The following is a 21,588-nucleotide window of genomic DNA, read 5'->3' as shown; positions in this document are numbered from 1 at the left end:
AGATTTAGAAGTGATTTTATTGCGCTAAGTCTTCTTCAATCTCCTTGATTATATCCATTGGTTTTTTTATAACCTCTTGCAGACCGACTTCATACACTTCACAACCTTCGAATCTTTCCATGCCAAGGGGTGTTACCGCAACAGCGTGAATAATGATTTCAGCCTCACGAATATCAAGAGTCGATAATTCATTTTTTATTCCATCAGCCCCCTGTGTTTCAACCTTTACATCATACCCCATTTCTACAGCCGCTTTTCGTATTGCCTCCGCCGCCATAAAAGTGTGTGCTAACCCCATTGGGCATGCACATAAAGCAATTAATTTTTTTGTCATTTTCCTCTCTCCTTTGTTTTTATAAATTAGCTATGTAAAGCCTGTTCTATCAGAAAGAATATCTCTTCCTCATCAACGGAGTTCACCAATGCATTTTTAAACTTTTCATCTACGAGTTTCCTTGCAAGACTTGCAAGAAGCTCTAGATGAGTATTCCCTCCCTGTTCATTAAAACTTAAAATACTGATTATAATTCTTACATCTTCTTCAGCAACATTTCCCCAAGAAACTTCTTTCTGTGGTTTTAGTATAAGTATTGCAGGTTTTATAATATAGTCAGATTTTGTATGCGGGATCGCGATTCCATCACCCAAATTTGTAGCAAATTCTTTTTCTCGACTTACTAAACCTTCATAAACACCCTGCTCCTCTTTTCCAATACCTAACTCTATAGAAAGTTTAGCAATATACCTTAAATATGCATCTTTATCCTTTAAATCTAAATTTATTTTAATATGATTTTTTGTAAATACCTCGCTCATCTACAACGGCTCCTCTACTTAACATCTAATACTTCCATCAACTTATCAAAGTTAAAGATTTTTATAACCCTTCTTACTTCACCCTCGTCCTGAATAAACCGATACAGGTATTTAAACATTGGAAAGTTATAACTCTCCTTTTTGTTAAAACAAACCATAAAAACCAATTGTACTTCTTCTTTGTTCCATATGATTGGCTTTTCCAACACCCCTACACCAATAACAGATTTGTAGGATCCTTCCAAAATCGTGTGAGGAATTGCTACCAAATTACCAATCTCAGTAGATGACATCTTCTCTCGCTCTAGTACCATTTCGGTTACACTCTCATCAATAAATCCGTACTCTTTCATTGCTTGACCAATGTTTTTTATCGCCTCTTCTGGTGTCTCAGCTTTGACCCTAAAAAAAGCATTTTTGTTAAAAGTTGCTTGGAATATTTTTTTTCTTTCTTCCTTTTCTTGAAAAACTTGGTGTAACTCATTTACGATTTCGTCCGAAAATACGTTTTCTATATACAGAACCGGCACTTTAAAATCTTTTTTATCTAATTTCACAGTGGAAACGATGAAATCAATATCTGCCTTTAAGGCAATATCTATGTATCTTACAGGATAGGTCCCAACGATGTTAATATTGCTAATTCTTTGCTTTAGTTTTTCTGCTAGCAGCTGTGAAGTCCCAATACCATAGTGACAAATGATACACACCTTCTTGCCACTTGAACTCCTCCTTCTTTCAAAGGCTGCACCAAAATGCATGGTTATAAATCCGATCTCGTCCTCATCTAATATGACATTAAATTCTTCTTTAAGTTTTTTTGCCATAATGGTAGCTAGATTCGTTTCTATAGGAAATTTTGATTTTATTTGCTTAAGTAAAGGATTTTTAGCACTAATTCCAGCTTTGAATCGATTTATAAAAATCTTTAAATGCATAACTAATGCATTTACAAAATCAGAATCTTCCGTCAAATCAAGATCTGTAACTAACCTAATCTCTGCAAGGACTTCCTCGACAAACTTGTTTACCACGTCTTTTGAATCTACTGTAAGTTTCATTCTTGTATTATAGTCATATATTATTATGCCACTGCTTAATGAGACATAAATCACCTCATTCTCATCCATAGTTAAATCAAACTTTTTCCCTATTTCATTCATAATGAATTTAATATAATCATAATTATGAAGCCGATAGCTCTCTTGAAAAGTATTCTTCTCAATAAAACAGTTTTTTCGTACCCTTGCTACGGAAATAAGTATTCTTGTTAATAATATACTAAAGTCTTTATCGGCCAGAATAATATTGCCCGCATGCAAAGCTTCCGTAACGATTTTTTCAATTTCTTTAATTTCTTGCTTTGAAACAGTATCTAATCTCACTTCCAACGAATTATTTTCATCGCTTTTTATGGCGTAATTGAGAATCAGCCCTCTTATTTTCGTTTCGTCACCCACTATTTTGCTGCCATGAAAGGGCTTCGATATAATACTTAAGTCATACTCTTTCAAGATACTTTGTACATTAGCAATCAGCTTATTTGTACTAGCGATACTCAAATTTAATGTATCACTTAACTCTTCCGCATTTGCATGCCCCTTGTTAAGAAAGGTACATATAATTTTTGTAATTCTACCTTCCGTGGAATCGTCTATTTGAAAACCTTCTATGTACTTTATAGCCTTTTCGCTAATCCTCCGAATCTCCTTAGCTGGTCCCTTTATCTTATATCCTATCCCTCTTGTAGAGAAAATTTCAGCACCATAATCATAAAAAAAGTAATTTAAATCTTGGATGTATCTCTTGACTGTTCTCACAGATATCTCGAGTTGCTGACTTAATTCTTCCGCAGTTACATATTCTTCTTTATCAGTAAGGTACTTAATAATCATGGAATGTTTCTTACTTATCATTCCTTTATCACCATCCTACAACTACATTGTAAACCTTTCTACCATTCATGTATCTATACGGAATGCCTTCACAAGTGCCACGCATTTTTTATAGATTAGCAAGTTCCCATAAAGCCTCAGCATAAATACCGATTGATTTTATAAAAGCGTCCTCGCTTCCATACTCTCCTACCATGTGCGCATTGCCTGCTGAACCATCTGGAAATTCTCCACCAAATACTACTGCATTCTCCATCTCTGCTGCATAAGTCCCCGCACTAGTAACTCGAACTGGATTTTCTCTATCCCCCGTATGTTTCACATAAACCTGGTAAAGTTTCCTAACCAGTAAAGAATCCATCTCTATATAATGAGGTTTTTTATTACTACTGACCTTTAACTCATAGCCCTCTATACCTTTATATTTTAGAAAAGCAGCAATTTTTTCTAGTATTTCTTCCACATCTAAATTTTCTGGATACCTGACACTTAAAGTTAATTCTAACCTACCACCTTCTAATCGGAGTATAGTTGGGACCATTGTAAGAGTACCGCATCTCCCTTTTTCACCCAATCCAAATATCCTTCCATCCCTATTGTCACCTGCAAACAGAAACGTCAAGTCTTCCAGCCATTTCTCTTGCAATTCCATATTCAGGAGCTGAAGCACTTTTTCAATTGGATTATTTGCTTTTTCCGGTTTAGAGGAATGCCCGCCAAGGCCAAAGAGTGTAAAACCTTTAACTTTATTTTTTTCCTTGGAATATTCCAATGTTAGTTGATTCTCTTTTAGATAATCTCCTATCTTCTCCTTGTGAATAATACAATTCCTAACAGTAACATAGGTCGGTATTGTATTGTGTACCTCTCCCCCCAGTATGAGCATGGTATTGTTTTCAACCTTACCACTAATCTGGAGTACCATTCCGCCTTTTTCACCGTTTATTACCGGAAATTTAGCATCTGGCGTAAAACCATATGTTGGCTTGGGCTCCCTTTGAAAATAATACCTTATACACTTAAAACCATTTTCTTCATTTCCACCGGCAACAATTCTGATTTTTCTTTTCAAAGGCAGTGCCTTGTCCCGTATAAGTTTTAAAGCAAGGAATGTAGCAAGCAAAGGTCCTTTATCATCTATTACACCTCGACCTACAAGCATGTCCCCTGATTTTAAAAGTTTGAAGGGATCACCGTTCCACCCCTGGCCTGCTGGTACCACATCACAGTGGCCAAAGACATATACATATTCCTCGCCTTTGCCGTATTCTATATGTGCGGCGTACCCATCTACTAATTTTGTAGTAAAACCTTCTTCCTCCCCTTTATTTTTAAACCATTCTAAAGCCTGTGCTATGTCTGCTCCAAAAGGCATCATTGCTGAGACGGTTTCATTATTATATATAGAAGGAATGCTGATCCATTGATCCAGAAGCATAAGAAATTCCTTTCTATATTTCTCAGCCTCGATTGCAAAATTTATCATGTTATTCTCTCCTTTACTCAACCCATCTACCTGACGTAATAAAAAAATAAGGAGGGCTAATTTCCTCCTCAATACCCTTTAACCGACACTAAACTAATCCTCATAGGTTAAATATGAATTTCTTGCTCCTATGCGCAAATCCCTTGTAAATAATACCATTATTTTGCAAGTTTTAATTTATTGGCAAGATTGCAAAATTCATTCCACTAGAAATTGTTCTCCTACATCTTTCTTACTGCATTCATTCCTTTTTAAGTAAGAAATTTTGTTTCCCAAACGCCCAACTAAACAGTGCTAATGAGTTTTTCGCAGCCAACCTGATAAGAAAAAGGCCTCCTATTGTAGAAATAAATCACTACTAATAAGAGGTCTTTTGGTACTTTATTTTCCTAGGATCTTTTTCAATTCTTCGCTCTTTTGTTTAACATTATCTGCATCAATGATTTCAGTTCCAGTGTCAATTCGTTTTTCAACAGCTTCACCTTTAGCGGCTTTAACTGCTGCTTCTACACCTTTAAAACCGATGTTATAAGGGCTTTGTGCCACAGATGCATTAAGTTTGCCTGCACTAATCGAAGCCAAGGCATCTGGAGAACCATCAAAACCAACCACAACCATTTTCTTACCGCCATCTTCCAACGCTTTCGCTGCACCAAGTGCCATATCATCATTCGTTGCGAAAACACCAGCAAATTCTTGTTTGCTCTGCAAAATATTCTCAATTACAGTTACTGCCATAGAACGTTCACTATTGGCAGGCTGTATTACTGCCACTTCTAGACCTGCAGCTTTTAACCCTTCAATGCAGCCGTTTACTCGTTCATCATGAGTAGGATCACCTAAAGCACCACGCAAGATAACGACTTTTGAACCCTTAGGAAGTTTTTTCCCAAAGTATTCGCCAGCAATTTTACCACCATTCAAATTTCCCGTTCCAACAAAGGAAACCTTATCATTCCAAGAAGCATCTGTATCTGCAAGAATTACCGGAATTTTAGCAGTCTTTGCTCGTTCAAAAACTGGAATAGCACTTGCTGATTGGGAAGGCGCTACCACCAATGCACTTACTTTTCTAGTAACTTGATCTTCAATCAACGAGATCTGACCCGTTACATCAGTCTCTGCATTAGGGCCAAGAACTTTTACTTCAACACCATATTTATCCCCAGCTGCTTTCGCTCCGGATTCTACTATTTTCCAATAATCGCTATTTAGCGCTTTAACAACTACGCCAACTTTCATTTTTTCGCTTGTTTTTGGGGCTTGCGTTTGAGAACTACCGCAGCCAGCAGCCACCAAAGAAAACAGTAAGGACATTGCTACTAGTAACGTATACTTTTTTTTCATTCTTAATTCCCCTTTTTCAATTTAATACTTATGAAGTATTACTAGGTTTGGGCAATTCTTTTGTTCCATTTCACCTCCTGATGATAATAATTGACTAAAACTCCCTCTCATTCTTATACTTTAACCCTTGCAGCTGCCTTATGCCTTAAAACATCTACATATACTGCTAAAATAATAACAATGCCGATGGCTACGGTCTGCATTTCAGAAGAAACACTTAGGAGGTTTAACCCATTACGTAAAACTGCCATAATCATGGCTCCAATTAATGTTCCCCAAACGGTCCCCTCACCTCCCATAAAACTTGCACCGCCAATGATACACGCTGCAATTGCATTAAATTCATATCCCAAGGTATGCTGAATTTACGCGTCTACTTTGGAGTAATCATTATTCCGCGAATCATAGTAACTAACTCATCATATCCTCCGAGGAACTGTAGTAATGTTTTACTTACAGCACCGTAGTTATCAAACTCATCAATACTCATTCCATTTGGCTGGTAAGCTCTGTTGAAATCAGGAATGTATTTTGATAATTGCTCAATGACTATAGGATTAACAGGCTCATTAATACGATTTATTACTGAAATATCGGAAGCATTAAAACGCTTGATCCATTTAGCAGGTATCGTTAGAGACATATCTCCGCCAATAAATTCTGACCATTGGTGGTGGTTCCGGTATGCCGCAGCTAGTAATTGGGTTCTATAACCTTTCTCTTTGAATATTTTGTAGGCATTTTTCATTACAGCAACACCAGCCCACTCTAAACATCCTGGGTCCAGAATAATTCCATCTCGCTCAACTACAGTTTTTAGCCAATCATCTACTCTACCTACCATGATTGTGCATATTGGATGCATCATATAGGTATCTTGGCCCTCTTCTTCCCGTCTCTTTAACCCTCTTTCAACCGCTTCCGCTACTGCAATTGCTTGCGCTACAGTAAAGCTAACTGTTCCATTAATACTGACGCCATGATAGGTAGCTTCTTCATAAGCCTTGATACTTGCTTTCGTAGTCGGCATTTTAACTTGTATATTCGGTGCTAAATTATTAAAATGTAAGGCCTGCTCAAGCATAAGGTCAGTATTTCGATAGTATTTAGTATTCGTTTGAATCGATATCCTGCCTTTTTGCCCCTTCGTTCTTTCATATATTGGAAATAATAACTTCGCACCAGCAACAGCCATTTCTTCGTTTAATTTCCATACAATATCATCTTCTGATGCCGTTGGGAACTCATGTATCAGTTCAATAATTCTATCCTTATAGGAATCTATCTCATTTTTAAGAACCTCTTTTACAATGACAGGATTGGTTGTAGCACCTACAGCCCCATATTCCAGGGCATATTGGAGTTCGGATATTGAGCAGGAGTCATTCCAAAAATCAGTCAATGTCGTTCTTGCCATTTGCTGCAAGGGGCTTTTATACTGTTGTTTACACATGTTACCGTCCCATCCTTTTCACTATTTTTTTGATACGACTTTTTAATAGTAACAATTAACCTCCTGATGAACTTCCTATTTGGTTACTTTAACAACGGCTTAATTGTATAAGAGCATACGGATTGAGCATATTATTGTGATATTAATTGATTGTCTTTGTTATATTATCACTCTCTTATGATGATATTATAGTTTGTCTGTAAATAGAACTGCTTTTTTGATGATCCAATTTGGAACGATTGTGGTTGAAACTCATACTTATCATGATATAATTAATTTGCCAATTATTCCCATATACTATTTAGGCGAAATAAGCAAAGATACTAATTTTAAGATAAAACAGGGGTGAATGTTCGTTGAAAGAAGACCGAATAAGTGCATTACAAAATCATCTTCGCAAAAATGGCAGAGCATCCATTGAAGAGCTTTGCAGCTTGTTTAGTATCTCAAAAAACACGATTAGAAGAGATATTAACGAACTGGAGAAACAAAATTACATAAAAAAAGTCTATGGTGGAGTTATTTTAAATGACACAAAAACTACAGAACCTTTTGAGTCAAGAGAAGTAAAAAACAAAGATGAAAAACAACAAATTGGGAGCTTAGCTAGCAATTTAGTTGAGGATGGCGATATTATTTACATCGACTCTGGAACCACTACAATGTGCATGATACCTCATTTAGCGGCACGAAAGAATTTGACTATAATCACAAATAATTTACATGTAATCACTAGCTCACTTCCCTTTTCCAACCTAAATATAATTTGTACTGGTGGAATTTTTTTAAGAAGAACCAATTCTTTTATTGGTATAGAAGCAGTCAATTCTCTAAAACAATATAATATTTCAAAGTCTTTTGTTGCTACAACTGGGCTCTCAATTGAAAAAGGTCTAACAAATTCGTCATCCTTTGAATATGACATCAAAAGATATATCTCTGAGAATTGTAAGCAAATCATTGTCTTAGCTGACAATACCAAATTTGATCGTGTCTCCTTAATGACCTACTACGATTTAAAAAGCATTCAAGTTCTTGTAACCGACAAAGAGCCTGATGCTACATATATTAAATTCTTTAACGACTATAACATTAACTTAGTTATTCCTTGACACGTAATTATTTGATTAGGGCTTACTCATTTGTCTCATAAGAAAAGACTTGGCTTGTGCCAAGTCCTCGGACGCAGGCAGAAGCCTTAGTCGTTCTTACTTGGAATCAAGAAAGTGTTATACTTTCTGATTCCGTAAAAAAAGAAATACGCTTTGCTACTAGAGCAAAGCGTATTTCTTTTTCAAACACTACATATTTACTAACTTTTTACCAGCAATACCTGGTTGAGTCATTTCCTCTGGCGATAAGATAATATCCATAGCCTCTCTAGTTAACAATTTTTTCTTGATAATGAGTTCTCTTACTGGTCGTCCAGTCTTATAAGCTTCTTTAGCCAACATCGATGAATTTTCATAGCCAATATGAGGTAATAGCGCTGTAACAATACCAACACTTCCCTCCAACCATGTTTCACATTGTTCTCTTTTTGCTTTTACCCCTTTAACACATAATCTGCTAAAAGTATCAACAGCATTCGTCAAGTAGGTCATAGAATTGAAAATATTAAAAGCCATAACTGGTTCCATTACATTTAGCTCAAACTGCCCATTTTCAACCCCTAGGGTAACAGCCAAATCATTACCAATAACCTGATAGCAAGTCTGGTTTAATACCTCTGGAATCACTGGATTTACTTTGCCAGGCATAATTGATGAGCCAGGCTGACGTGCTGGCAAATCCAATTCATTAAGTCCACATCTTGGACCGGAAGCCATCATTCTAAAATCATTTGCTATTTTAATAAGAGCTAAGGCAGTGATTTTCATAGCTCCTGACACGTCCGCAAAAACATCTGTATTATTCGTAGCATCGACTAGATCAGCAGCCGTTACAAATGGCTCTTGCGTCATTTTGGCTAATTGCTTAGCTACTTCACTTATATATTCAGGCTCTGCATTGAGTCCAGTACCAACAGCCGTAGCTCCCATATTCACCGTATATAAACGACGCAGTACATCCTCCACGCGTCCAGCACCACGTCGAACAGAAGAAGCATAAGCTGCAAATTCTTGTCCCATGGTAATTGGTACTGCATCTTGCAGATGCGTTCGACCCATTTTGAGAACGTCCTTAAATTCGATTGCCTTTTCATCTAAAGCTGCAGCCAATTCTTGAAGTGTGGCAACAAGAATACGGCCTTTACGAATTGTGCAAACCTTAATAGCAGTTGGAAATGCATCATTTGTTGACTGTGCCATATTGGCATGATTATTTGGTGAAATACGCTCATAATTGCCTTTTTCCTCACCGATTAACTCCAATGCACGATTAGAAAGCACTTCATTCATATTCATATTTACAGAAGTACCTGCACCGCCTTGAATTGGATCAACACAAAATTGATCATGTAATTTTCCACTAATAATTTCATCAGCAGCTGCAATAATGGCTTCCCCAATAATTTTATCCAAGCGGCCCGTAAGCATATTGGCTTTTGCCGCTGCTTTCTTTACAATTGCCATTGCATTTATAAAGTCTGAATCCAATTTCTGCCCTGTAATCTTAAAATTTTCCATAGCTCGAAGTGTCTGTACACCATAATAGACATTGTCGGGAACTTCCATTTCACCTAAAAAATCGTGTTCTAAATGCATAATTATTTCCCCCTATAATTTTATAAATTTATTCTTATTTATTTTCAACTGGTAAACAATTACAAGAGTTTACCAAATGCCAATAATCTTCATCCAAGGAACACCAATTCCTAACCATATCACCAAATGCAATACAGAAAGAAGAAAACCAATGCGCCACCACTCACTTTGGCTAATGTAACCGGAGCCGAAGAAAATTGGTGATACTCCACATGCGTAATGAGTCAAAGTTGAGCATGTATTTGCAAATACCCCTAAGAGAATGGCGGTTAGGAGTACTGGTGCACCAGCAGCTACTGCAACAGTAGCAAAAGCACTAAAAAGAGCCATCACATGTGCCGTATTACTGGCAAATCCATAATGGATAAAAGTATAAACAATACTTAAAACAATAAGCACTGTGAACCAAGAAATCCCTACCAATTGGGCTCCTACAAGCTTTGCAAACCAAGTGATAAGACCTAGCTTTGCAAGATATGCTGCCATGTTAACTAAAACGCCCATCCAGATGAGCACATCCCAAGCACCTTTTTCACCCAAAACATCATCCCAGTTGAGAACATTAGTAATAAGCATGAAAGATAAACCCAAAAGAGCAACAAAAGCTGAATCAAGACCTGTAATGCTACTGGTAGCCCAAAGAATAAGAGCACCACTAAAAATTAATAAAAGTAATTTTTCACTTCGACTCATGGCACCCATACTAATTAATTCTTTTCGTGCCATTTCTTTGGCTTCTGGTGTTTTTTTCAATTCCGGCGGATAAATTTTATATAAGATATAGGGTATAAGAATAGTACAAACTATGCCTGGTACTATACAAGCCATAAACCATTGAGACCAAGTTATGGTTTGTCCAAATAATTCCTGGGTTAACTTCATAACAACTACATTATTCGATGCACCAGTCAAAAAAACAGATGCTGAGATAACAACGCTATTGTATGCACTAAATAATAAAAATTTCCCTACTTTACCAGCTGTAGCACCAGGTTCAGATTCAAATGCTGTACATAAACTACGGGTAATCGGATAAATAATTCCGCCCCCTCGTGCAGTGTTAGACGGAGTAAATGGTGCGGCGATAAAGTCCGTTGCCGCCATAGTGTAGGCCAATTTTAAAGTACTATCACCAAACTTGTTCATTAGAATATATGCAATACGTCGACCGAGGCCGGTTTTAATAAAGCCCTTGGCAAACATAAAAGCCGCTACGATGAGCCAAATTACTGTATTGCTGAATCCCTCAAGAGCTTGTCCAGGGGTAAGAACACCCGCAATAACCACCGTCGTTAATCCAATGATTGATGCCGTGCCGATAGCTACTGGCTGCAAAATAAAGGCTACTATAGTCGCCGTAAATACAGCTAATAGGTGCCATGCTGCCGCTTTTATACCTTCAGGAATGGGACTAAACCAAATGATCAAGCCAATAAAAACACATATTAAACCTCGTACTCCTTTATGATTCAAACACTTATGCCTCCTATTAAATATTTCATGAAAAATGAATAATAACCTAATAAGGTCAATATTTAGTTTAGGTTTAGATAACACTTGCATAATGTATAAAGTATTTTGTATACATTATAAAACGAAAAAAAATTGGTTGTATCAATTTACCTGCATGACATGTAGTAATGCAATCTATAATCATCAAGTTTAACGACGTTTTTTATACTATCTCTTCTTTCAGAAAAAGGACGACGGTAGAACAATTCCAATGTCTATAAAACACTGGAACTGTCCCGCCCCCTTGAATACATTCACTTAAACCAGTGATTTAAGCAATTTTTCGCAGCACTTCTTCTTCTTTTTGAATATCATATTCATTTTCCCATTTAGAAATGACCACAGCAGCCAACGCGTTGCCGATTACATTGACAACCGTCCTTGCCATATCCATAAAACGGTCAACACCAGCGATAAAAGCCAGCCCCTCTGCCGGAATACCTACGCTACCGAGGGTCGCCAATAATACAACAAAAGAAACACCTGGTACACCCGCTATGCCTTTAGAGGTTAGCATTAGTACCAACATTAAGTTAATTTGGGTGCTAATCGGCAAATCGATGCCATATAATTGCGCTAGGAAAATAGCCGCAATTGCCTGATAAAGAGTAGAACCAGTCAAATTAAAAGAGTATCCTGTCGGTATAACAAAGGAAGTAATCGCCTTAGGACAGCCCATTTTTTCCATCTTTTGCATGATATTGGGCAAAACAGCTTCCGAACTTGCTGTCGTATAGGCAAGAATTAATTCATCTTTTAGTACTCTGATGAAATTCATGATATTGAGACCACAAAGCTTAGCAATTACACCAAGCACCACAAAGACAAACACTATCATAGCACCATACACTGTGATAACGAGTTTCCCCAAGGGAATCAATGACTGAAGACCAAATTTAGCAACAGTAGAACCAATGAGAGCAAACACGCCAAACGGTGCAAATTTCATAACTTGATTGGTCACCCAAAACATGGTTTCCATTACGCCTTCACAAAGTTTGAGAACAGGCTTTCCTTTCTCGCCAATAGCAGCAAGACCTAAGCCAAACATAACGGAAAAGAATATAATAGCAAGCATATCGCCCTTCGCAAGTACGTCAAACACATTCGTAGGAACAACATTGACAAAGGTGTCAGCAAAACTATGATGAGCTGCACCTTCTGCAGTATTTACATAACTGGCAATATTCGTCTTAGCAAGACTACCGATATTCTCAATTCCAATTCCTGGTTTGACAACATTGGCAATGACAAGTCCCATAACGATGGCAATCGTGGTCACGACTTCGAAGAAAAGAATGGTTTTACCGCCTATTTTCCCCAATTTCTTTGCATCACCAACACCCGCAATCCCAACAACCAGCGAGGACACTACAATTGGTACTACAATCATTTTAATCAGCCGGATGAACATATCGCCTATGGGTTTGAGATATCCTTCAATTGCCGGATCTCCATAATAAGCAGCGCCTACTGCAACCCCTAATATAAGTCCAATGAGAATTTGTGTTCCTAAACCAAATTTAATTTTCTTCATTTTTCATCTTCCTCTCTATAATCTTTGGTATGATGGAAAAAATATTTCTTGCGAATCTATGAGACAACTTCTACAATTCAAATTTATCACGCAACCTATATAATCCGATATAAACCTACAAACTTTCTGAAAATTTTAAAATAAATTGTAGAAGACTACATTTTTTTCTGTTATTCTGTATAATGTATAAATAAGATCTAGCCTAATACACTAGGACTCACAGCTGTTGTTGACTACACCCACCACGATTCTCCTCTAAGGAAGGTATAAAATGAAAAAAAGATGGTTTGCTCTTTTGTTAATGATTCTAATTGTTCCCTTAGCTGGTGAACTTAAGTTTTATCCATTTGACAGTGAATTTAGTTCCTTTCGCGTTAGTTTCGGCTCACCGGCATTTTTATTCTTTTTATTATGGCAGCGCAGTACCTCCTTCGTATTTTCCGGATTATTAGTCGGATTGTCCGTTCTAGTTTTTCGCATGGCATTAGATTGGATTACCATAGATAGTACTATCGCCTCTAGTCTTCTACTTCATATGCCAGCATTTTTTTATTACGTAGTATATGCCCTTATTTTTCAATTGGCGAAAGCCCATGATTTATATAACCAGCCGCTGGGTATTGGGCTATTATCCATTATTGCTGAAATCACCGCTAGTATGCTGGAACTTATGCTTTCACTGACCTATTCCAGTGCAACTGATATCATTGCATTCCCCATTATCAGTAAAATTTTAATCATTGCTGTTATCCGCAGTTTTTTTATTCTAAGCTTCTTTTTTATCATAAATTTGCGTCATGCAGAATTAGCAGCAGAGCAACAAAGAGAGCAAAACAAGCATCTGCTGATGCTTATTTCTGCTCTCTACGAAGAAGGCATTCACGTTAGAAAATCCCTGCAAAATGCAGAGAACATCACGCGAGATTGTTATAATCTCTATAAGGATCTACAGGACTGCCACTTGCCAATTAATCAGAATCAATTAGCACAAACCCTATTAGGAATTGCTGGTCAAGTACATGAAATCAAAAAAGATAATCAACGTATCTATGCCAGCCTCACCCAGTTAATCTCAGAAAAGAAATTACATGACTATATGACGGCCTCCGAACTGGCGGAGATTATTATACAATCACACCAGAAATATGCTCGCTCCTTACACAAGACAATTACCTTTGATTTACAGGTTGAAGATTTGCTACCACCATTACATGTCTATACTGTTTTATCACTTGTGAACAATTTGGTTTCCAATGCTGTAGAGGCCATTAAAGATTCTGGTTTAATCAAACTATCTATTTATAGCATCAACGAAAATATAGTATTTCGTGTGGCCGATACTGGACCAGGCATCCCACAAAAAAAAAGAAGTCTTATTTTCAAACCTGGCTATACGACCAAGTTTGATCTAACAGGTAATCCCTCAACTGGTATGGGCTTGCCTTATATTAAAGATTTAGCAAATAGCCTACAAGGCAGTATTACACTAGAAGAGATTCCTACTGATAAAACGGTTTTCACCATACAACTACCACTACAAAGTGTAATAAAGGAAGGATAATAAAATGCGTTTTTTTATTGTTGATGATGATGAAGCAATCCGATCTATGTTGGCAGAAATAATAGAGGACTATGATCTCGGCGAAGTAGTCGGTGAAGCAGAAAATGGTGCTGCTGTCGATGGAAAATTATTAACCATCAAAGCAGTTGATATCTTGCTTATTGATTTATTAATGCCGATAAGAGATGGAATTCAAACAGTTCGTGAATTGACACCTACCTTCCATGGTAAAATTATTATGCTTTCTCAAGTGGAGGATAAGGAGATGATTGGTAATGCCTATTCTCTTGGTGTGCATTACTATATTACTAAACCGATTAATCGGCTTGAGGTAATCAGTATCATTCAAAATGTGACAGAACACATTCGACTACAAAATGTGATATGCAATATTGAAAAGAATTTAAATGTGTTAAGTTCAGAAAAAATTATCCATAGTAACACAGCACCAGTCTCGCCAACCAAAAATGTCGTAAATACTTCAGGTCAATACCTGCTTGCCGAATTAGGAATGATTGGTGAAAGCGGCAGCAATGATTTATTAGGTATGTTGGATTTTTTATATCAATATGAAAGTGAACACCCCCTTGAACATGAGGTCCCTTCCTTGAAGGAGATTTTCACCAGTGTGGCAATAAAAAAGCTAGGTGTAGAAATTTCAGATCTAAATGACATAAAGAAAGAATCTAAAGCTATGGAGCAACGAGTCCGAAGAACAATCTTCCAAGGACTAACTCACTTAGCATCTCTTGGCGTTACTGATTATACCAATCCTAGTTTTGAAGAATACGCTCCAAAGTTTTTTGACTTTACCGAAGTGAGAAAAATAATGCTCAACTTACAAAATAATAGTAAACCTTCGATTGGCAATACTCACATTAATATAAAAAAGTTTGTAAGAGTATTATTTCTTGAGTCAAAAAAAAGACACTAAGTCGACCCTTTATTTTTATAGTAAACACCACAAAAGAAAGAGATCAGCAGATTTTCATATCCGCTGATCTCTTTCTCATTTTCCGGAATCAGAAAGTATAACACTTTCTTGCTTCCAAGTAAGAACGACTAAGGCTTTTCTTATAATTACTACTTTGCCTTAATGTCTACCTCAAACATGCGATTCCAAGGAAAAGAAACTTCTATCTTTTTCAACGAAAAGGCTTTTAAATTTTGCATACTAAAGGCTTGCACACGCTCTGTCGCCTCTTTAGTAAGAGTAGGCAGCATTTCATCTAATTGTACATTACTGTGCCCTGCGGGGATTAATACTTCTTTCGTAAGAGCCCCACGTACATTTGCCTGATAGGCCCAATCATCTAGTAAACGGACAGCTATCAGATTATTTTTATTAGCTGTTGTCATCCGCTGGGCAAAGGCCGCCTGTCCAATGGTATAACCAATTGTGTTACTAGCTGTATTCCAGCCCGAATAGGATTCTAACTGGGGTAGCATTTTACTCTTCGTCATTTCATATAACAATGCATTATCTGATCCGTTGGCAAAGGAGATATCTGCCACGGCAACTTTTCGTTTAGCAAGCAAGTAGGCTTGCATCTGTTTAACAAAAGCAAGAGTTTCTTTATTTGCTTCTACTTTATTTGCTTCCACCCCTGCTTCCCTCGTCCAACCATCAGCAGGCGTATTAACTGCCAAAATCATATCCGCTTTTTTATCGGAGAGTAAGGGTAAAAATCCTGCTGCAATCAAATGATCACGAACATTTTTTCCTACAGGAGTATCTTCATAAGAAGGAATCGTCTGGTCACCAACGCCTTGTGTATAGATGACAGCTACAGAAGGTATAGTAAAGGTAAGATCATTTGCTGCTCTAGCCAACATGACCATACCTAACTGATCCGCTCCAGGAAAGGACAAATATTTACTAGCAGGCAAATCAGCCGTTTCTTTTTCTAGCCATCTAGATTCCTGGTGGGATCTAGAAAGTGGTGAACAATCATCACGACCAAGCAGTAAATAATTAAATATATCTTCTTTTACTTCCTGAATCAACTTTACATTCACTTCATAATTTTTATCACGTCGGTTTAGCCAATTCACCATTACATCAGTCGGGACTTGTGCAATGAGTTCCTTTAACTCCTCTTGTTCTTGATGGGTTAATGTGTGTATTTCACTTTTATCCCGCAAAGCATGAATACGAAAAATTGCAGGGCCATATGTTTCATAGTAAGCTGGTTCAACCCCGCCACTAGATGCATGAGGGCTGCGCATAATGGTACTAAATACATATAGCTTTAATGATGGGTTAAGCTTTTTTAGTTTTTTAAAGTTTTCTGTCCTTTTTAGCAATATATCTTCGTCAATTTCATGAGTTCTTGATGCAACTAACCCACCATAGATAAGAGCATCGGCTGACACAACGACTCTGTCAGCTTCTTTTGCATGAGCAAATACCCATTCCCATAATTGATCGGGATTGGCATTCCTTGTTCTAGCTGCTAAATACTCCTCTGGTGGAACCAGTATTTCAAATCCACCTTTTTCTACTGTATCTGTTACATATTCATAACTAACAGGTCGATTATCAAAAGGGACATACATTATCGTTTGCGCATAAACTGGAACATTAATAACTAGTAGCAAAAATAACAATGCTACTAGGATTCCTTTTTTATTCTTCATTTTCTTCCATCCTTCCCAACACAAAAATACTTGCTAAAGCTTGGTTTTTAGCTGCTGCTGTCAAATAATTATATCTAAGAACTTCTATATTCATATCAGCAATATCTGCTGGTGCATCCACATAAGTAATATTATGTTGGCCAAATCTAACATAATTCGAAGTAAACTCGCCAAAACGTACCTTAATTGGGTTATGATACATGGCTATTTCAGTTAGTTCTTGGCGCAGAGCTTGGGTGCAGTAATAATTGCCAAGAACATAGGGATAAGTAATGATAGCAAGATTTATTACCGCGGCTCCTGCTAGCGCCCCCCCTAAATACCGTATTACTTTTTGATTGCTAGACCAAGCCACGATTGCAAGGCAAATAAGCGCTAGCCAAATTTGAGGTACGTATCTAGCCCACCAAGCTTCAGGATTTATCAGGGCTGTCAGCATAATACTCATAACTAAACCTATACCATGAAGAGCATCCTTTTTTGAAAAAATAAATAGCAACAACAATATGACGCCGCCAATTACTACCATGCCACTAAACCAAGGACCAAAACCGCCAATACGGATATCCGCTCCATAGACGAAAGGCCTCAATTCTTGCGCGGTTACACTAAAGGGTATTTTTATTTGAGGCTCTTCTATATCAAACTTATTTGAGGACATAGAAAAGTTAGCAACATATAATTTCTGAGCTGCATTCAGCTGTAAAAAGCCTTTTGGTGAATTGCTCGTCATAATATCCATAGAGTTGGAACCTGCACCATATAGGGGATAAAAGGGATGCCCATAAAAAATACTATTGGTCATATAAGGATTATAGCCGATGACACAAATGCCTAACAATAATCCGATGATTGCTGTTTTTCCAAGATCCCTGCAAGTTTGTTTCTTCTTACTTAACCACAACCATCCACCTAAGAGACCAATACAAGCAAATGCATAAACAATACCAGTAAATTTAACATTAACCAATAAGCCAATTGTCATAATAAAACCAAATAAAACAAATTTATCATATTGGACAAAGATTCGATATGATAAAGCTAACAAACAAAGCAATAAAGACGCTAACTGTCCATCTATATAAAAACTTAACGCCTGATAAATACTTACAGGATTTAAGGCCAATAACAAGCTAAATAATGAAGATTGCTTGGTACTCCATTTACTACTACCTTTCATTGTTGAGAATGCTAGTAAAAAAGATGCTGTCATTGCTAAAAAATTAAAGGCTTTGCTTTGCTCGATTTGACCAGTGACTGTATATAAGGCCGCTTCGTACACCCAAGGACCTTTGGCGTAATGATTTAATAACATGGCTGATTGAGACTGTTCTTTTAACAAGTACTGATGAAATGGATTCCAATGATTCGCTAGTTGAATCACTGCCTCTTGATGATAAACTTGTCCATCGTAGGATATATCATAAAACATACCGCCAATATACATAAGAAAAGCCATGATAAGTATTGCACTAATTCCAACATTGGCAAATGTCTTGCTTGCATTTTTTTTATCATAAAAAGTTGTGATACGATAAGCAAAAATAAGACTACAGATAGTCGCAGTCCATATATGTAATGGCATTAAGGGCATCCCTAGGCCAAAACTAATGGCTGAGAATAATAAGATAAAAAACATAAACGCTAAACAAGTTAAACCCAATATAAAAGAAAAAATAACTAACATCGATTGCCCCCAACATAAGCGCCTTAGATACTATGTAATAAATAAGCTACTAAAAAACCTGTACTAAGGCCACCCAAGATTTCGATAGGTGTATGACCTTGCCGTTCTCTTAAGGTTTTGGCAGAATCCAACCTAACGTATTGATTGATCATACTAGCATGTTTACCTACCGCACGCCTAATTCCCATGGCATCAAACATGGTAATCATAAGTACTGCCAATCCTAGACTAAACATAGGTGTAGCAATCCCCTCAGTAAAACCAATGAAAAATACCGTACTACTTATTACTGTTGTATGGGTACTCGGAAATCCTCCATTACCGATTAAGTTGACAGCCTCTTTGCGAAAACGAATATAATTCACTAGAAATTTTACAGATCCTGCCACCAACCAGGCAAAAATAGGTGTTACTGCATATTTATAATCCAATCTAACACCTCCCATTAAGACTTGGCAATAAGGGCTATGCCAGCCAAAATAAATAACATACCGCCAATTCGCAGCCAATTAATTGGCTCATGAAAAATAAAATAAGAAGCAATAAATACGAAAACGTAGCCGAGACTCACCATGGGGTAGGCATAACTAAGCTCTACTTTTTTCAATGCCATGATCCATATAATCGTACTAATACCATATAAAAATAACCCTAGAACGATCGGCCATTTAATTTTTTCTAATAAGGTGATACCCGGGTTCTCTACCATTTGCATCGCACCAAATTTAAAGGCAATTTGTCCTACTGCCCCTATGGCTACTGATATAATAATTAACAACAAATCTTTCATTACAATAGTACCTCACTTTTTATTGACCCTAATATGACAATTTGTCTAGTAACCAACATCTTACTAGCAATTACAGGATAATCTATTCAAAATAATATAAGATGCTAGCAACCATAATAGCAAATAGCAACACGGTAGCGAGAATATGGCCATCTTCTACTAATACTTTTTCTGGTCTGCCACCTTTCCCCTTCATGTGTATTAAATATAAATAGCGGAAAATTCCATACATAACTAGGGGGATGGTCCACATCAATTGAATAGTGTGGCCGGATGTAAACGTAAATAAAGAGTAACTCATAATGGCTGCAGTAGTAACAATACTATTTAATTGATTCAGCAATTCAGGAGAGTATTGCTCTAATACTTTACGGTGTTCCCCCTTATTTTCGCTTAGTAAATACAATTCATGCCTACGTTTGCTAATCGCTAAAAATAAAGCTAACAACATAGTACAGATTAGAAACCAAGGAGTGAAGGAAACATCGATTACCAATCCTCCGCCAATGGCACGCAAAACAAAACCAAAGGCAATTACCATAATATCAACAATTACAATCTGTTTTAATTTAATCGAATAAGCCACGTTAATCATAAAATATCCAAAAAGCAACAGGCTAAACCAAGGTTTCAATAAGAATGCCATACCAAGAGCGCAGCATAATAAGACACTTCCAAATGCTAGCGCCCTCATAGGGTCTAATCGCCCCGAAGCAATGGGGCGATACTTCTTTTCTGGATGCCGACTATCCGCTTCACGATCCATGTAGTCATTTAATATGTAAACACAGCTTGATAGAATACAAAATAAGGCAAAACCTACTACCGCCTTTAGTAGCATGTGTATAGTTACTGTCTTGATTGAAAAAATCAAAGCAGCAAATACTAATAAATTTTTAGTCCATTGTTTGGGACGCAACACCATAAGATAGGGCAACGCCTTGCCCCCAGATTTATCTTTTTTGACTATTTCCTCTGCCAAAGTACTCATTTACATGCTCCATTATATATCTTCTCTACAATTCCAGGGATCCCCCCTGCAGGATCATTGGCTAAGCTCCCTGTTACTTTACTAGCCAAATAGGGTATATCTTCTTTTCCTAAAGAAAAATCTGCCAAACTCCCATTCCTATGTATACTTTGGGTAAATTGCTGGTAGGCCAGCATAAATTCCTCCTTATTTCTGCAAGGATTACCACTTAATGCCTCTCCAATACAATTAAACTTTTCTTCCGAAATCTCATAGGTAGTATCTAGCCAACTCTTAAATAGCGCCATCAATCCACTACCATGACTACTATTCGTTTTTACACCAATCGGATATTGCAACCGATGGGGCAAACAGGTACTAGAATTAGCTAGATTAAAGCCCATCAGCATACTGGCATACATCATGTTGTTACGAGCCGTTATATCTTGGCCATTTTTAAGCACTTGAGGCAGGTATTGTCTAACCAATCGAATGGCTGCTAGTGAATGAGTGGCAATTAAGGGGGCTACCCCACTTTTCGATATATAGGTTTCAACAGCATGAGCAAATACATCAAAACCCGTCTCTACAGTATTTCCAGGCAATAAAGACACTGTTAACTGCGGATCCACAATTGCCATACAGGGAAAGAGTCCCTTATGACGAAAACTGGTTTTTATTCCACTGTACTCATCCGTTAAAATCGCCGCCCAATTAGTTTCCGATCCTGTACCAGCTGTAGTAGGAATGGCGATAAGAGGAATATCAACATGGGTGATGGGAGATTGCCCTAATAAATAAGTTTCTACTTTTTCCCTGGTTGACAACCCTAAAACAATTCCCTTTCCAGCATCAATCGCACTTCCCCCACCAAGGGCTACTACAACATCCGGTTGCCAGTCTGCAAATGTTTCAACACACTGGTTGACTTCGCTAGCTAAAGGGTTGGCACTAACACCTTCAAATAATGCAGACTGTATCCCTAAAGAAGTAAGTCCCTCTACTAAGATCTTAGTAAATCCATACTTCTTCATAGCATATTTTCCCGTAACAATCAGTACTCTTTTACCAACCGTTCCAATATAAGCGGGAGCCTTTTCAAACTCACCACAACCAAAATGTATTTTCGTCGGCATATAATATGAAAAATGCATAGCATCCAGCTCCTACTGTTTTATCAACTCAT

General features: G+C 37.3%; 19 protein-coding genes. 3 read left to right on the top strand and 16 right to left on the bottom strand.

What is annotated here, in order from left to right:
• Window positions 1-16: 16 nt before the first annotated feature.
• From UFO1_RS05295 to UFO1_RS05265, 7 genes are all read right to left on the bottom strand, one after another.
• On the bottom strand, window positions 17-334 hold the full coding sequence (locus UFO1_RS05295; RefSeq protein ID WP_038668741.1) for a PTS fructose transporter subunit IIB: 318 nt from the start codon (window positions 332-334) through the stop codon (window positions 17-19).
• Window positions 335-360: 26 nt separating this feature from the next.
• On the bottom strand, window positions 361-816 hold the full coding sequence (locus UFO1_RS05290) for a PTS sugar transporter subunit IIA (RefSeq protein ID WP_038668740.1): 456 nt from the start codon (window positions 814-816) through the stop codon (window positions 361-363).
• Window positions 817-830: 14 nt separating this feature from the next.
• Complete coding sequence (locus tag UFO1_RS05285; RefSeq protein WP_038668738.1) at window positions 831-2,732, bottom strand: BglG family transcription antiterminator; 1,902 nt, start codon at window positions 2,730-2,732, stop codon at window positions 831-833.
• Window positions 2,733-2,820: 88 nt separating this feature from the next.
• A complete protein-coding gene (locus UFO1_RS05280) occupies window positions 2,821-4,197 on the bottom strand; it encodes a Sapep family Mn(2+)-dependent dipeptidase (protein ID WP_038668736.1) in 1,377 nt (458 codons plus the stop codon).
• A 381-nt stretch (window positions 4,198-4,578) separates the two neighbouring features.
• A complete protein-coding gene (locus UFO1_RS05275) occupies window positions 4,579-5,544 on the bottom strand; it encodes a sugar ABC transporter substrate-binding protein (protein WP_038668733.1) in 966 nt (321 codons plus the stop codon).
• Window positions 5,545-5,657: 113 nt separating this feature from the next.
• A complete protein-coding gene (locus UFO1_RS05270; RefSeq protein ID WP_256380532.1) occupies window positions 5,658-5,897 on the bottom strand; it encodes an ABC transporter permease in 240 nt (79 codons plus the stop codon).
• Window positions 5,898-5,917: 20 nt separating this feature from the next.
• Window positions 5,918-6,997 (bottom strand): transaldolase family protein, encoded by a 1,080-nt coding sequence (locus tag UFO1_RS05265; RefSeq protein WP_038668730.1) that lies wholly within the window; start codon window positions 6,995-6,997, stop codon window positions 5,918-5,920.
• A 356-nt stretch (window positions 6,998-7,353) separates the two neighbouring features.
• Between UFO1_RS05265 and UFO1_RS05260 the strand changes: the two genes are divergently transcribed.
• Window positions 7,354-8,109 carry a DeoR/GlpR family DNA-binding transcription regulator gene (locus UFO1_RS05260; RefSeq protein WP_038668728.1) on the top strand — a complete coding sequence of 252 codons (756 nt, stop codon included), beginning with the start codon at window positions 7,354-7,356 and terminating at the stop codon, window positions 8,107-8,109.
• 189 nt (window positions 8,110-8,298) lie between these two features.
• On the opposite strand, the gene UFO1_RS05255 is transcribed toward UFO1_RS05260, so the two are convergent.
• From UFO1_RS05255 to UFO1_RS05245, 3 genes are all read right to left on the bottom strand, one after another.
• Window positions 8,299-9,705: an aspartate ammonia-lyase gene (locus UFO1_RS05255; RefSeq protein ID WP_038668724.1), complete on the bottom strand. Its 1,407-nt coding sequence runs from the start codon at window positions 9,703-9,705 to the stop codon at window positions 8,299-8,301.
• Between the two features lie 69 nt (window positions 9,706-9,774).
• Entirely contained in the window at window positions 9,775-11,178 is a 1,404-nt protein-coding gene (locus tag UFO1_RS05250) for a DASS family sodium-coupled anion symporter (RefSeq protein ID WP_038668721.1), read from the bottom strand.
• A 310-nt stretch (window positions 11,179-11,488) separates the two neighbouring features.
• Window positions 11,489-12,754, bottom strand: a complete 1,266-nt coding sequence (locus tag UFO1_RS05245; protein WP_038668720.1) for a cation:dicarboxylate symporter family transporter — start codon at window positions 12,752-12,754, stop codon at window positions 11,489-11,491.
• A 271-nt stretch (window positions 12,755-13,025) separates the two neighbouring features.
• Between UFO1_RS05245 and UFO1_RS05240 the strand changes: the two genes are divergently transcribed.
• Complete coding sequence (locus UFO1_RS05240) at window positions 13,026-14,315, top strand: sensor histidine kinase (RefSeq protein ID WP_038668717.1); 1,290 nt, start codon at window positions 13,026-13,028, stop codon at window positions 14,313-14,315.
• A 4-nt stretch (window positions 14,316-14,319) separates the two neighbouring features.
• Complete coding sequence (locus UFO1_RS05235; RefSeq protein WP_038668715.1) at window positions 14,320-15,249, top strand: DNA-binding domain-containing protein; 930 nt, start codon at window positions 14,320-14,322, stop codon at window positions 15,247-15,249.
• A 149-nt stretch (window positions 15,250-15,398) separates the two neighbouring features.
• On the opposite strand, the gene UFO1_RS05230 is transcribed toward UFO1_RS05235, so the two are convergent.
• The 6 genes from UFO1_RS05230 to UFO1_RS05205 all read right to left on the bottom strand — a co-directional run bounded on the left by UFO1_RS05230 (window position 15,399) and on the right by UFO1_RS05205 (window position 21,556).
• Entirely contained in the window at window positions 15,399-16,955 is a 1,557-nt protein-coding gene (locus UFO1_RS05230; RefSeq protein ID WP_038668713.1) for a DUF4127 family protein, read from the bottom strand.
• Window positions 16,945-18,642, bottom strand: a complete 1,698-nt coding sequence (locus tag UFO1_RS05225; protein WP_038668712.1) for a hypothetical protein — start codon at window positions 18,640-18,642, stop codon at window positions 16,945-16,947. The genes UFO1_RS05230 and UFO1_RS05225 overlap by 11 nt, the downstream gene beginning before the upstream one ends.
• Window positions 18,643-18,665: 23 nt before the next feature.
• Entirely contained in the window at window positions 18,666-19,073 is a 408-nt protein-coding gene (locus UFO1_RS05220) for a divergent PAP2 family protein (RefSeq protein WP_038668709.1), read from the bottom strand.
• 14 nt (window positions 19,074-19,087) lie between these two features.
• Window positions 19,088-19,432 (bottom strand): SMR family transporter, encoded by a 345-nt coding sequence (locus UFO1_RS05215; protein WP_038668707.1) that lies wholly within the window; start codon window positions 19,430-19,432, stop codon window positions 19,088-19,090.
• A gap of 82 nt (window positions 19,433-19,514) precedes the next feature.
• The gene (locus tag UFO1_RS05210) at window positions 19,515-20,423 is read right to left on the bottom strand and encodes a decaprenyl-phosphate phosphoribosyltransferase (protein WP_038668703.1); all 909 of its coding nucleotides are present in this window, start codon (window positions 20,421-20,423) and stop codon (window positions 19,515-19,517) included.
• Window positions 20,420-21,556 (bottom strand): iron-containing alcohol dehydrogenase, encoded by a 1,137-nt coding sequence (locus tag UFO1_RS05205; RefSeq protein WP_038668702.1) that lies wholly within the window; start codon window positions 21,554-21,556, stop codon window positions 20,420-20,422. Before UFO1_RS05205 ends, UFO1_RS05210 begins: the two co-directional genes overlap by 4 nt.
• Window positions 21,557-21,588 lie beyond the last annotated feature (32 nt).

The organism is Pelosinus sp. UFO1 (genome assembly GCF_000725345.1).
In the GTDB taxonomy this organism is placed as follows: Bacteria; Bacillota; Negativicutes; order DSM-13327; family DSM-13327; genus Pelosinus.
The sequence above is the reverse complement of the archived record's forward strand: the minus strand, read 5'-3'. Positions and strand labels throughout refer to the sequence as shown.